The 13,358-nt window shown below is 35.7% G+C and carries 12 protein-coding genes; 10 read left to right on the top strand and 2 right to left on the bottom strand.

The features are described from left to right. The first annotated feature begins 18 nt into the window (after positions 1-18). Positions 19-711: a type IX secretion/gliding motility protein PorT/SprT gene (porT, locus tag H602_RS0115360; RefSeq protein ID WP_026978809.1), complete on the top strand. Its 693-nt coding sequence runs from the start codon at positions 19-21 to the stop codon at positions 709-711. Positions 712-713: 2 nt separating this feature from the next. On the opposite strand, the gene H602_RS0115365 is transcribed toward porT, so the two are convergent. Further along, a complete protein-coding gene (locus H602_RS0115365; RefSeq protein ID WP_026978810.1) occupies positions 714-1,442 on the bottom strand; it encodes an RNA methyltransferase in 729 nt (242 codons plus the stop codon). A gap of 36 nt (positions 1,443-1,478) precedes the next feature. Here H602_RS0115365 and tamL point away from each other — a divergent pair, with 36 nt between their 5' ends. The 4 genes from tamL to H602_RS0115385 all read left to right on the top strand — a co-directional run bounded on the left by tamL (position 1,479) and on the right by H602_RS0115385 (position 6,787). Next, positions 1,479-4,022 (top strand): translocation and assembly module lipoprotein TamL, encoded by a 2,544-nt coding sequence (gene tamL / locus H602_RS0115370; RefSeq protein ID WP_026978811.1) that lies wholly within the window; start codon positions 1,479-1,481, stop codon positions 4,020-4,022. Positions 4,023-4,067: 45 nt separating this feature from the next. Beyond that, the gene (gene fbaA / locus H602_RS0115375; protein ID WP_026978812.1) at positions 4,068-5,135 is read left to right on the top strand and encodes a class II fructose-bisphosphate aldolase; all 1,068 of its coding nucleotides are present in this window, start codon (positions 4,068-4,070) and stop codon (positions 5,133-5,135) included. Positions 5,136-5,219: 84 nt separating this feature from the next. Continuing rightward, entirely contained in the window at positions 5,220-6,074 is an 855-nt protein-coding gene (gene accD, locus H602_RS0115380) for an acetyl-CoA carboxylase, carboxyltransferase subunit beta (protein WP_026978813.1), read from the top strand. A gap of 80 nt (positions 6,075-6,154) precedes the next feature. Further along, positions 6,155-6,787, top strand: coding sequence for a hypothetical protein (locus H602_RS0115385; RefSeq protein ID WP_026978814.1), 633 nt, complete (start codon positions 6,155-6,157; stop codon positions 6,785-6,787). Between the two features lie 89 nt (positions 6,788-6,876). Here H602_RS0115385 and H602_RS20000 read toward each other — a convergent pair whose 3' ends face one another. Next, a complete protein-coding gene (locus H602_RS20000; protein ID WP_157505107.1) occupies positions 6,877-7,038 on the bottom strand; it encodes a hypothetical protein in 162 nt (53 codons plus the stop codon). Between the two features lie 431 nt (positions 7,039-7,469). Here H602_RS20000 and purH point away from each other — a divergent pair, with 431 nt between their 5' ends. The 5 genes from purH to mrdA all read left to right on the top strand — a co-directional run bounded on the left by purH (position 7,470) and on the right by mrdA (position 13,358). Continuing rightward, entirely contained in the window at positions 7,470-8,996 is a 1,527-nt protein-coding gene (gene purH, locus H602_RS0115395) for a bifunctional phosphoribosylaminoimidazolecarboxamide formyltransferase/IMP cyclohydrolase (protein WP_026978815.1), read from the top strand. A gap of 52 nt (positions 8,997-9,048) precedes the next feature. Continuing rightward, on the top strand, positions 9,049-10,077 hold the full coding sequence (locus tag H602_RS0115400) for a rod shape-determining protein (protein ID WP_026978816.1): 1,029 nt from the start codon (positions 9,049-9,051) through the stop codon (positions 10,075-10,077). Between the two features lie 95 nt (positions 10,078-10,172). Next, on the top strand, positions 10,173-11,003 hold the full coding sequence (gene mreC / locus H602_RS0115405) for a rod shape-determining protein MreC (protein ID WP_026978817.1): 831 nt from the start codon (positions 10,173-10,175) through the stop codon (positions 11,001-11,003). Next, positions 10,996-11,502: a hypothetical protein gene (locus H602_RS0115410; protein ID WP_026978818.1), complete on the top strand. Its 507-nt coding sequence runs from the start codon at positions 10,996-10,998 to the stop codon at positions 11,500-11,502. The genes mreC and H602_RS0115410 overlap by 8 nt, the downstream gene beginning before the upstream one ends. Then, entirely contained in the window at positions 11,499-13,358 is a 1,860-nt protein-coding gene (gene mrdA / locus H602_RS0115415; protein WP_026978819.1) for a penicillin-binding protein 2, read from the top strand. Before H602_RS0115410 ends, mrdA begins: the two co-directional genes overlap by 4 nt.

A 13,358-nucleotide genomic window follows, 5' to 3' on the forward strand; every position in this document is an offset into this window, starting at 1 on the left:
TTCTTTCGTTTTCTTTTTATGAAAAAATTCATCGCCCTTTTAATTTTTATAAGTTCTTTTCAAGCTCAAGCACAAATGTTTGGTAGAGATCCAATCATCAATCTTGAGAATTTTGACCAACAGCGCGTCTATTGGGGGTATTATTTGGGAATGAGTTACTACGATTTTAAATTTGAATACAACGAACCGGGACAAGACATTCTTGTTGAGGAAGGCGTCGGTTTCAATGTAGGATTGATTGGAAATTTACGCTTGAACGATCATTTTGATCTTCGTTTTGAACCGGGTTTGACCTTCAACCAAAGAAATTTAATTTTTCCCGGATTTGAAAATGCTAACGATGCTTTACGCGAAGTAAAATCTACCTATCTACATTTTCCACTATTAATTAAATTTAGCGCGAACCGTACCGGAAACATTCGCCCATTTGTTATTGGCGGACTTTCCACAGCACTTAATTTATCGAGTAATGTAAATAACAAACAAGACAATTCAAATAATGTGTTCCGAATGATCAAGTGGACTAACTTTTACGAAGTTGGATTAGGCGTTGATTTCTACCTTGAATATTTTAAATTCACTCCTTCCCTTCGCGGTGTATTCAGTTTGAATGATGAGTTGATTCGCGATAATGACCCAAATAGTGTCTATACTTCTAACGTAGTTTCGATGAAGACGAGAGGTATATTTTTAAATTTTACGTTTCAATAGTATTACGCATTTCTGCAAAATTCACTTAAAATAATGGCCGTTGCCGTTGCCACATTTAAACTTTCGGTTTTTTGCAACGCACCAAAACGGGGAATTGCTATTCTATTTTCAATTACAGCTTCAATTGCAGTAGAAATTCCATTGGCTTCATTTCCCATAACAATGATTCCTTGGGTAGGAAGCGTCATTTTATAAATATTTTCGCCATCCATAAACGTTCCAAAAACGGGCAAAGAAGTAGTTTCCAGTAGCGGAAGAAGCTCTGTATAAACCACATTTACTCGACTTATGGAACCCATTGTAGCTTGAATTACCTTTGGATTATACAAATCCACTGTATCGGGTGAACAAATGATTTGTGTTATACCAAACCAATCACATATTCTTAAAATTGTACCTAAGTTGCCAGGATCGCGAATGCTGTCCAATGCAAGTAGTAAACCTTCTGCTTTGTAATCTGAAGTTGATGGAATTTTAAAGACGGCCAAACAATTATTGGGAACTGTTAACGCGCTGATTTTCTTCAAATCATCTGTTGTGCAAACTGAAAAACGGGACGCTGAAACACCCTCAAACAAAGGCGCTGTAGCGTAAATATGTTCTAATTCAAATTGTGCATCCAGCAATTCCTGTATCACTTTTTGCCCTTCGGCAATAAAAAGTTGATGGAGTTGTCTAAATTTTTTTTGATGTAAACTACTGATTAACTTTATTTGGTTTTTAGTAACCATAGAAATAATGTACTTTTGATTAAATTTTCGGCCCACTTGAAAACAACTTCTGCAAAAATATCATTATTTATTCTAATTGGAATCATTATTTCTGCTTGTAATGCGGTAAAACGTGTTCCTGACGGGAAACTCCTGCTTACCAAAAACAAAATCACTGTAGACGGTCAGTCGGAAAAACGAGACGATATAGAAAGCCTGCTCTATCAGCAACCCAATACACGACTTTTGGGAATGCCGCTGGGGTTGCACATTTTTAATTTGGCAAAACCAGATCACGATTCAATTTATAAAGCAACACTTTTAGCGGATCAAAAAAAACTAAAGAGACAGATTCGATTTTTATCTGCAAAACAGGTGCAACGAAAAGGCAATTCTTTTCTGTATTCTGGCATTCACAACTTCCTTAAAAAATCAGGCGAAGCACCTGTAATTACAGATGAAGCCCGAAGTATAAAATCAACTTTGCGTTTAAAATCACATTACTTTAATCAAGGTTTTTTTGATGCAAAAGCAAGCTATACCATCGACACTCTTAAAGGAAAAAAGGCAAGAGTAAACTACACGATTACAAAAGGTAGGATGTCGCGGATTGATTCTTTATCCACATCGATTTTATCAGAAGAAGTAGATTCGCTGTATCAAGCTCATAAAAATGCATCACTTTTAAAAGTAGGAGATCATTTCAGGTCAGATAATTTTGATTTAGAGCGCGAACGATTGACAAATTTATTCCGAAATAACGGCGTGTTTTTTATTCAACAAAGTGACATCAGTTACACCATTGACACGGTAGACACCAATCACAAAACCAATGTAGAATTAGTAATTAAGGAAGAAGCTTTGCGCGAAGGCGATTCCACTTTTACCCGAAAATTCAGCATGTATAAAATCAGTGAAGTCAACATTTATACCGATTATCCAGAAAACAATACAATCACAGTACCTAAAGATTCCATTTTATATAATAATTTTAATCTGTACAGTTACCAGAAGATTAAATACCGCCCAAAAGCCATAACCGACGCCGTATTTATAACACCCGGCTATTTGTATGCTGATTTTTTGACCAGCTTGACAAGGCGTTCGTTAAGCAATTTAAAGATTTTTAATGCTCCTTCCATTCAATATAAGATCAATGAGAAGGACAGTATTGAAAATTCATTGATTGCCAATATCTATCTTTCTCCGCGAGACAAATACAGTTTTGGCTATTCGCTAGATTTAACGCATTCTAATATTCAAGATTTTGGAGTGGAAGCCTCCACCTCTTTTACCATTCGAAATGTTTTTAATGGTGCAGAAACCTTTGACATTGCTTTAAGGGGAAATGTGGGATCGAGCCGTGACTTTGCCAACCCAAACAACCAGTTTTTTAACGTTTCTGAATATGGTATTGACACCCGACTGAATTTTCCTCGAATTGTAATGCCTTTTAATACGGACAAAATTATTCCGAAACGAATGATTCCTTCTACCAATATTAGTTTGGGTTTTGCTAAGCAACAAAATATTGGTCTGGACAAAGAGAATTTTACAGGAGCAATGACGTATACGTGGAATCCAAAGCGTTTTAACAATGTAAGGTTGGACTTATTTAACATTCAGTACGTCAATAATATCAATGTTGGTAACTATTTTAATGTCTACACGTCTTCGTTTAGGGCATTGAATGATTTGGCACGCGATATCAATTATATCTTACCGGATGCAAACTTAGCTATTCCTGGCGAAGCCAATGATTTTATATCCGACGTATTGAATGGAGATACTTCCTTAAATGAAGGTGATTCTGGTTATGATGAAGTAAGAAGTATCAAGGAGCGAAGAACGCGGTTGAGCCAAAACAATTTAATTTTAGCTTCCAGCTACACGTTTACTAAAACCACTCAAAATGGGTTGACTGATAATAACTTCTATTCCTTTAAAACTAAGTTTGAAGCTGCAGGAAATACGCTTTCACTATTTACAAGTTTTACCAAAAGCAATGAAACAGAAGATGCTAAAAAAACCATATTTGATGTTCAATATTCGCAATATGTAAAAGGTGAATTTGAATACATAAAGCATTGGACTATTTCTAGAGACCAAGTTTTTGCAGTACGTGGATTTTTTGGATTGGCAATTCCTTACGGAAATTCCACAAATATTCCTTTTTCAAGAAGTTATTTTGCCGGAGGTTCTAATGATATTCGTGCATGGCAACCTTATAGTTTAGGCCCGGGAAGTTCGGGTGCTGTAAACGATTTTAATGAAGCCAATATGAAATTCACCGCAAGTGCCGAGTTTCGATTTAAAGTGGTCAATAATTTTAAAGGTGCACTTTTTATAGATTCAGGTAACATTTGGAATGTACTGGATGATGTATCCACCGAATCCGCCGTGTTTGATGGACTGAGTTCCCTAAACGATATTGCAATAGGTTCAGGATTTGGGGTACGTTATGATTTCAGCTTCTTTGTAGTGCGGTTAGATTTAGCCTTTAAAACATACAATCCGTCTGATGAAATCGGAAAAAGATGGTTTAGGGACTATAACTTTTCCAACTCCGTTTTAAATATTGGTATTAATTACCCTTTCTAAAAATAGAATTATTATTTTTGTCAACTAAACTTAAAAATTTACACAATGGCTCATACGATAAAACCCGGAGTTGCAACTGGCGATGAAGTGCAAGAAATTTTCAGATATGCAAAAGAAAAAGGATTTGCTTTACCAGCGGTAAATGTAACAGGTTCAAGTACAGTAAACGCTGTAATGGAAACTGCAGCAAAATTAAACGCACCAGTAATCATCCAGTTTTCGAATGGTGGAGCTCAATTTAATGCTGGAAAAGGTTTGTCAAATGCGAATGAACAATCGGCTATTTTAGGTGGTGTTGCAGGAGCTTTGCACATTCATACTTTGGCGAAAGCCTATGGAGCAACGGTTATTTTACATACTGACCATTGCGCGAAAAAATTATTGCCATGGATTGATGGGTTGTTAGATGCTTCTGAAAAGCACTTTGCCGAAACAGGTAAACCGCTTTACAGTTCGCACATGATTGACTTATCTGAAGAGCCAATTGAAGAAAACATTGAACTTTGCAAAACCTATTTGGCACGTATGTCAAAAATGGGAATGACATTGGAAATCGAACTTGGAATTACAGGTGGTGAAGAAGATGGCGTAGACAATTCTGACGTGGATAGCTCAAAATTATACACACAACCAGAAGAAGTAGCTTATGCTTACGAAGAATTGATGAAAATCAGTCCGCGTTTTACTATTGCAGCAGCTTTTGGTAACGTTCACGGGGTTTACAAACCAGGGAATGTGAAGTTGACACCAAAGATTTTGAAAAACTCGCAAGAGTACGTTCAAAAGAAATTTGGAACAGAGAAAGACCCAATTGACTTTGTATTTCACGGTGGTTCAGGTTCTACAGTAGAAGAAATTAGAGAAGCAATTGGTTACGGTGTCATCAAAATGAACATCGATACGGATATGCAATTTGCCTATACAGAAGGTGTTCGTGATTATATGGTTTCTAAAATTGACTATTTAAAAACACAAATCGGAAGTCCTGATGGTGATGAATCTCCAAATAAAAAATATTACGACCCAAGAAAATGGGTTCGTGAAGGCGAGGTAACATTCAATACACGTTTAGAACAGGCTTTCGCCGATTTGAATAACGTAAACACTCTATAATTTTTGATTTCCGATTTAAGATTTAGGATTTCAATGCGTAATCCTAAATCTTAAATCTAAAATCCTAAATCTAAAATAAAAAATATGGCTTGGTTTAAAAGAACAGAAAAAGGAATTACCACGGCAACGGAAGATAAAAAAGACGTTCCAAAAGGATTATGGTATAAATCGCCAACGGGTAAGATTGTAGATGCAGATGAATTAGAGCGTAATTTATATGTAAGTCCGGAAGATGATTTTCATGTAAGAATTGGAAGTAAAGAATATTTTGAAATATTATTTGACAACAATAAATTTACAGAGCTTGACGCAAAATTGACTTCAAAAGACCCGTTACATTTTGTGGATACCAAGAAATATTCCGACCGATTGAAAGAAGCACAGGACAAAACCAAGTTGAAAGACGCCGTTAGAACGGCTGTTGGAAAATCAAAAGGAAATGACTTAGTGATTTGCTGTATGGACTTTGCCTTTATCGGTGGTTCTATGGGAGCTGTTGTTGGTGAAAAAATTGCAAGAGGAATTGATTACTCCATCAAACACAACATTCCTTTCATGATGATTTCAAAATCAGGTGGAGCGCGAATGATGGAAGCGGCTTATTCCTTAATGCAATTAGCAAAAACTTCGGCAAAACTAGCTCAATTAGCAGACGCTAAAATACCTTATATTTCATTAGCCACTGACCCAACAACGGGAGGAACAACGGCTTCTTACGCCATGCTAGGTGATATTAATATTTCTGAACCGGGTGCTTTAATTGGTTTTGCAGGTCCACGAGTGGTGAAAGATACGACCGGAAAAGATTTGCCGGAAGGCTTTCAAACTTCGGAGTTTTTACTAGAACACGGTTTTCTGGATTTCATAACCCACAGAAAAGAGTTGAAAAACAAAATAAATTTATACCTCGATTTGATTTTAAATCAAGAAGTGAGATAAAGTGAAATCCTGATGAAAGTCAGGATTTTTTTTTTGGAATAAATAAAGATGATTTTTATATCTTTATAGAAATCTTTGATATGAATAAGTACATTCTTATCTTTTTATTACTGTGTTTTTTATTTTTTGAAAGTTGTTCAAAGAAAGAAACAGTAATTGATGAAGTTTATATAATTAAAAGCAAAGTCAAAACTTTAGCTAAAAAACATTACAATTCAAAAAATGGAAAAGAATTACCTCCTCCTCCTCCCTATCCTGGGTTTTACGGCTTAACAAATATTATTATTGATAAACAAGGGGAATTTTATTTTTATCAAAGGAAGTATGATTTTACATGGAATTGCATTCCTGAAGAAAATCCTAATCCTGATTTTATCAATTTGAAACCTGTTGATTTAATCAAAGTTCCCAAGAATAGTATTGTAGATTTTTTGAAAGAAAATACTTCTCCAGCTATCAAAAAAAATTATGGACCATTCATTATCGCTTCTCAATTAGACACTTTAAAAACTAAAGAATTTATTAATTTGATGCGTTATGTGAATAACACTAAGAAAAGTCAAATACGAATTTACTTAATAAGAAGAACAACACAAGAAGAAAACGTTGTATTGCAGTTTAAGAAAAGTGATTCGGTTTATGACCCCGATGAAATAAAATGGGACAAGGATAGCATTACGTTTTTTGAAGAGGTAAATTTCAAAAAAAAATAATAGCTGTAAATTGATTTGAGATAAAGAAAAATCCTGATGAAAGTCAGGATTTTTTTTTGTTATAATTTTTCGCTTCTGTGGTGCAACATTTATCCTTTCAACCAATAAACAGCGAGTGCTATCAATAAAAATGCGATGATAACTCTATTTAAAATCTTCACAATTTTATCATTCCTTTTATCTCTTGCACGATGCCACTCCTCACTATTTGATGATTTTTCTGAGCCGAAATTGTCCTGTTCCGTTTTCATCACGCAAAAGTAGAATAACAGTATTTAAAAACATTACGGTAAACCATAGCGGAATTGCTTTTTTCTTAAAAAATAAATTTATTAAAAAGTTACTTAGATATTAATAAAGCTTCAAGCATGTTAACAAAACTTCGCGGAGGTACTTATTATTTGAATTACTAAAACACAATTCACAAACTACCTCTTCACACTTATTTGTCATTCCATAGGACACGAGCGTTTCAGCGAACTGGCGAAGCAATCTATTACTACAATAGGATTAATAGACTCCTACGGAGTGACAAAGTTGCAGGAGAAATTATATCGAAAAATCATTTCACCTCTTCTACAATCTGCTCCAAATTACCATAACTTTAATAAAAACTATTTTCCTATTCTGTTGAATTTTAGAGAGAGTTGCACTACTTTTGCACCCTTAAAACAACAACACAATGAGCACGACTAAAACTATTAAATCAGCCTTGATTTCGGTATTTTCGAAGGAAGGTTTGGAACCCATTGTTCGGAAACTACACGAACAAAACGTTACTTTTTACTCTACCGGAGGAACCGAAGAATTTATCAAAAACCTAGGCATTCCGGTGGTTGCCGTGGAAGATGTAACGAGTTATCCTTCTATTTTAGGCGGAAGAGTAAAAACATTACATCCTAAAATCTTTGGTGGAATCTTGAACCGTCAAGACCACGAAGGCGATGTAAAGCAAATGGTAGAATTTGACATTCCGCAAATTGATTTGGTGATCGTAGACTTGTATCCTTTTGAAAAAACAGTAGCTTCGGGTGCTGATGAGTCAGATATTATTGAAAAAATAGACATCGGTGGAATTTCGTTGATTCGTGCTGCTGCAAAAAACTTTAAAGACACAGCTATCGTTGCTTCGGTGGATGAATACGCAACTTTGTTGGACATGATTACCGAGCAAAATGGTGCTACAACTTTAGAAAACAGAAAATTATTGGCTACAAAAGCCTTTCATACTTCGTCTCATTACGATACGGCGATTTTTAATTATTTCAATAAAGAGGAAACTTTTTACAAAGAAAGTATCGCTAACGGACAAACCTTGCGTTACGGAGAAAATCCACACCAGAAAGGATTTTTCTTTGGAGATTTTGACGGCATGTTCAAGAAATTACACGGAAAAGAATTGTCGTATAACAATTTATTAGACGTGGATGCTGCCGTAAACTTGATTAACGAATTTAAAAACGACGGACCGACTTTCGCTATTTTGAAACACAATAATGCTTGTGGTTTAGCAAGTCGTTCTACAATTAGTGAAGCGTATAATGCGGCTTTGGCTTGCGACCCGACTTCTGCTTTTGGAGGCGTTTTGATTTCGAATGTGGAAATTGATTTGGCAACAGCCCAAGAAATAAACAAATTATTTTGTGAAGTAGTTATTGCTCCATCGTATAATGCGGAAGCAATTACCGTTTTGCAAGAAAAGAAAAACCGAATTATATTAGTTCAAAATGAAGTGGCTCTTCCAGAAAAACAAGTACGCACTTGTCTTAACGGACTGTTAATTCAAGACAGAAACACAATCACGGATACTAAAGACCACTTAAAAACCGTTACCACTACGGAACCTACTGCCGAACAAATAGAAGATTTATTATTTGCTTCGAAAGTATGCAAGAACACAAAATCAAATACGATTGTTTTTGCAAAAAACGGCACGTTAATTGCTTCAGGGACCGGACAAACTTCTCGTGTAGATGCATTAAATCAAGCAGTAGAAAAAGCGAAAAACTTTGGATTTAGTCTTGAAGGTGCTGCAATGGCAAGTGATGCTTTTTTCCCTTTCCCGGATTGTGTGGAATTGGCAAAAAATGCAGGAATAACTTCGGTAATTCAGCCCGGAGGCTCAATAAAAGATCAATTAAGCATTGATTATTGCAACGAAAATAAACTTGCAATGGTATTTACAGGAACACGTCATTTCAAACATTAATTTGTTTAACTTTGCACGTTCATTTATAATAACTTAAACCCACAATAAAAGTATGGGATTTTTTGATTTCATGACCGAGGATATTGCGATTGACCTTGGAACCGCGAATACACTAATCATTCACAACGACAAAGTAGTGATTGACAGTCCATCCATAGTTGCTCGAGACCGAATTTCAGGTAAGATTATTGCTGTTGGAAAGGAAGCCAATTTGATGCAGGGTAAAACTCATGATAACATAAAAACCATACGTCCGTTAAAAGACGGAGTTATTGCGGATTTTGATGCATCAGAGAAAATGATAAGCATGTTTATCAAAAGTATTCCTGCATTAAAAAAACGTCTTTTTACGCCCGCCTTGAGAATGGTGGTTTGTATTCCTTCTGGAATTACGGAAGTGGAAATGCGTGCGGTAAAAGAATCTTGTGAACGTGTAAACGGAAAAGAAGTATATTTAATTCACGAGCCAATGGCTGCTGCAATAGGTATTGGAGTAGACATCATGCAACCAAAAGGAAACATGATTGTGGACATTGGAGGTGGAACTACAGAAATTGCCGTAATCGCTTTAGGTGGAATTGTGTGTGACAAATCGGTTAAAATTGCCGGTGACGTTTTTACAAATGACATCGTTTATTACATGCGAACACAGCACAACCTTTTTGTAGGAGAAGGAACGGCAGAAAAAATCAAAATTGAAATTGGTGCTGCTATTGAGAATCTAGAAACCCCACCCGATGATATGTCGGTTCAAGGTCGAGATTTATTGACTGGAAAACCAAAACAAGTAGAAGTTTCTTACAGAGAAATTGCCAAAGCTTTGGACAAATCAATTCAGCGAATTGAGGATGCAGTAATGGAAACTTTATCGCAAACGCCACCTGAATTAGCAGCGGATATATACAATACAGGAATTTATCTTGCTGGTGGAGGTTCGATGTTACGAGGTTTAGACAAACGTATTTCTCAAAAAACAGATTTACCAGTTTACATTGCCGAAGACCCATTAAGAGCAGTAGTTCGTGGAACGGGAATGGCATTGAAAAACCTAAATAAGTTTAGAAGCATCTTAATTAAATAAAAAAAATAAATCTTTAAACATTCCAAATTTCAACATATACTTTAAAAAGTGCTACTCTTGAAATTTGGAATTTGAGTTTTATATATTGATAACTTATGCAGCAAATATTTAATTTTATATTTAAAAACAGCTATCGATTGCTGTTTTTGCTGCTTTTGGGAATTTCCCTTAGCTTGACGGTTCAGTCCCATTCGTACCATAAAAGTAAAGTTATTACTTCAGCTAATTTTTTAACCGGCGGCGTATATTCGCAGTTGAATTCTATTGATGAATATTTCAGCTTACGATCTAGAAATGAAGAGTTGGCATTGGAAAATGCGCGTTTAAAATCGATTCTTTTTAATCAAGTAGATTCACTTAATCTCGATAAAATTGATACGGTTCCCGGTTTTAAAAGAACAAATGTGATTGTTTCAAAAATCATTCACAATTCCTATAGCTCGACAGAAAATTACTTAACGCTTCATGCCGGCTCTAACAATGGAGTAAAAACGGATATGGGAGTAATCAATGATTTGGGAATTGTGGGTATCATAGAAAAAACATCGCCACGATATGCTACAGTATTGAGTGTTTTAAACACAAAATCAAGGATTAATGCCAAATTTAAGAAATCCAATCATTTTGGTTCTTTAACTTGGAATGGAAAAAATACTGGTTTTGTTCAGCTTACTGACGTGCCTCGTTTGGCTTCCACTATTCGAAAAGGAGACACGATTGTTACAGGTGCAGAATCGCGGATTTTTCCAGAAAACATAAATATTGGTACTGTTTACAAAATATATATTGACGACAAAACCAATTATTACACCATTGATGTCAAGTTATTCAATGACATGACTAATTTAGGCCATGTGTACATCATAAAAGATAACGAAAGAGAAGAATTATTGCAACTCGAAAAAGAAACCAAGAAAAATGAATAGTGCTTTATTTACCAATATTGCTCGCTTTATATTTTTGCTGATACTGCAAGTTGCAGTTTTCAACAAGATGGACTTTTTGGGTTACATCAATCCATATCCGTATATATTATTTATCTTACTCTATCCCGTAAACGGCAATAAATACGGTTTGTTGTTTTCAAGTTTTTTACTGGGAATTATAATGGATCTTTTTTGCAATTCTGGAGGCGTTCATGCTACGGCAGCGATTAGCTTAGCAGCGATGCGACCAACGTTTTTCAAGTTTTCATTTGGGGTGAGTTATGAATATCAAACCATAAAAATTAACGATAAAATAACACCTGAACGTTTTTCTTTTATAGCAATATCGGTTGTTTCTCATCACTTTATCTTATTTTTGCTTGAAGCATTCCGAATGACCTACTTCTTTGAAGTTTTACTTCGTACCTTATTCAGCACGCTGTTTACTCTTTTAATTTGCATCCTATTAATTTATTTATTTAAGCCTACCAGACGATGAGAAAAGTCCTACTCCCCACCATCATTATAGTTTCCGCTCTTTTGATTTTGGCGCGGCTTTTCTATTTGCAAATTGTTGACGAATCGCTGAAATTAAAGTCGGACAATAATGCCATTAAAATCAACTATGAATACCCGGAACGTGGTTATATCTACGATCGAAACGACAAACTTATTGTTGCCAATCAACCGTCCTACGATATTATGGTTACACCAAAAGATGTCAAAAATATTGACACTCTTGAACTTTGTAAACTTTTAAATATTACAAAAGTAGATTTTCTACGTATCGTTGAAAAAGCTCGCGTTTACAGCCCACGACTTCCTTCAGTATTTTTGCCACAGCTTAACAAAAGAGAATATGCGGCATTTCAAGAAAAACAACGCAAGTTTCAAGGTTTTGAGATTGTAAAACGATCCTTACGCGATTATCAAACTCATGCTGGATCCAATATATTTGGCTTTATTACACAAGTAAATGATAAAATTATTCAGGACAACTCCTATTACAGAAGCGGTGATTTAATTGGTCGCCAAGGTGTGGAACAAGAATACGAAAATGTTTTACGTGGTGTTAAAGGCGTTAAATACCGACAAAGAGACAAGTTCAATAAAGATATTGGTTCTTACAAAGAAGGGAAATTTGATACTATTGCCGTTCAAGGAGAAGATATTAAATTAACCATTGACATTGCGTTACAAGAATACGGTGAAGAATTAATGCTAAACAAACGGGGTGGAATAGTTGCTATTGAACCAAGCACTGGTGAAATTCTTGCATTAGTTACCGCGCCTTCTTACGATCCTTCTACTTTAGTGGGTAGAGAACGTTCTAGAAATTACACCAAATTATACAATGATTCCATTGCAAAACCTCTGTTTGATCGTGCGCTTTTAGGAGAATTCCCTCCGGGTTCACCATTTAAAATTCTTACGGGATTAGTAGCTTTACAAGAAGGCGTGATAGACGAACAAACTACTTTTTACTGTAATCACGGTTTTAGTTACGGTCGCGGACGTTTTATGCGTTGCCATGGTTCAGGACCTCACCAACTGCTCAATGGTATTTCGCAATCGTGCAATACTTACTTTGCGCAAGCGTTCATGAAAACAATTGACAAGTACAAAAGTCCATCCGCTGCTGTAGACATTTGGAGCAACCACATCAAAAGCTTTGGTTTAGGCGCTTTTATGGGCTATGATTTGCCTACAGGAAAAAGGGGTTTAATACCAAGCTCTAAAATCTACGAACGCATTTATCCCAACGGCGGATGGAGAAGCACCACGATCATCTCAAACTCTATTGGTCAAGGGGAAGTTTTAATGACGCCGATTCAATTGGCTAATATGATGGCGGCTGTAGCCAATGAAGGACATTATTTTACGCCCCACATTGTAAAGAAAATAAAAGACCATTCAATTGACAAGAAATTCACTACAAAGCACCAGACAACGGTGGACAAGCATTATTTCAAACCCGTGATTGAAGGTCTATTTGCCGTATACAATGGCGGAACTGCAAATAGTTTGCGTATTGAAGGAATTGACATTTGTGGAAAAACAGGTACAGCAGAAAACTATTCAAAGATAAACGGTAAAAGAACACAGCTTACGGATCACTCCATATTTGTGGCATTTGCTCCCAAAGACAATCCAAAAATTGCCATCGCAGTTTTGGTAGAAAATGGATATTATGGTGCACGAAACGCCGGACCCATTGCCAGTTTGATGATTGAAAAATATTTAAAAGGAACCATATCGCGTAAGGATTTGGAAGTAAAAATATACAGCAACGATTTGCAAAAAGAATATGCAAAATACATCAGCGGTCAACCCTTTGGTATAAACGGACGATAA

The organism is Flavobacterium tegetincola DSM 22377, assembly GCF_000425485.1.
GTDB classification, from domain to species: domain Bacteria; phylum Bacteroidota; class Bacteroidia; order Flavobacteriales; family Flavobacteriaceae; genus Flavobacterium; species Flavobacterium tegetincola.

Bases quoted from the DNA above. Each gene is read 5' to 3' on its own strand.
- porT (WP_026978809.1), top strand. From the start codon at position 19: ATGAAAAAATTCATCGCCCTTTTAATTTTTATAAGTTCTTTTCAAGCT.
- H602_RS0115365 (WP_026978810.1), bottom strand. From the start codon at position 1,442: ATGGTTACTAAAAACCAAATAAAGTTAATCAGTAGTTTACATCAAAAA.
- fbaA (WP_026978812.1), top strand. From the start codon at position 4,068: ATGGCTCATACGATAAAACCCGGAGTTGCAACTGGCGATGAAGTGCAA.
- accD (WP_026978813.1), top strand. From the start codon at position 5,220: ATGGCTTGGTTTAAAAGAACAGAAAAAGGAATTACCACGGCAACGGAA.
- H602_RS0115385 (WP_026978814.1), top strand. From the start codon at position 6,155: ATGAATAAGTACATTCTTATCTTTTTATTACTGTGTTTTTTATTTTTT.
- H602_RS20000 (WP_157505107.1), bottom strand. From the start codon at position 7,038: ATGAAAACGGAACAGGACAATTTCGGCTCAGAAAAATCATCAAATAGT.
- purH (WP_026978815.1), top strand. From the start codon at position 7,470: ATGAGCACGACTAAAACTATTAAATCAGCCTTGATTTCGGTATTTTCG.
- H602_RS0115400 (WP_026978816.1), top strand. From the start codon at position 9,049: ATGGGATTTTTTGATTTCATGACCGAGGATATTGCGATTGACCTTGGA.
- mreC (WP_026978817.1), top strand. From the start codon at position 10,173: ATGCAGCAAATATTTAATTTTATATTTAAAAACAGCTATCGATTGCTG.
- H602_RS0115410 (WP_026978818.1), top strand. From the start codon at position 10,996: ATGAATAGTGCTTTATTTACCAATATTGCTCGCTTTATATTTTTGCTG.
- mrdA (WP_026978819.1), top strand. From the start codon at position 11,499: ATGAGAAAAGTCCTACTCCCCACCATCATTATAGTTTCCGCTCTTTTG.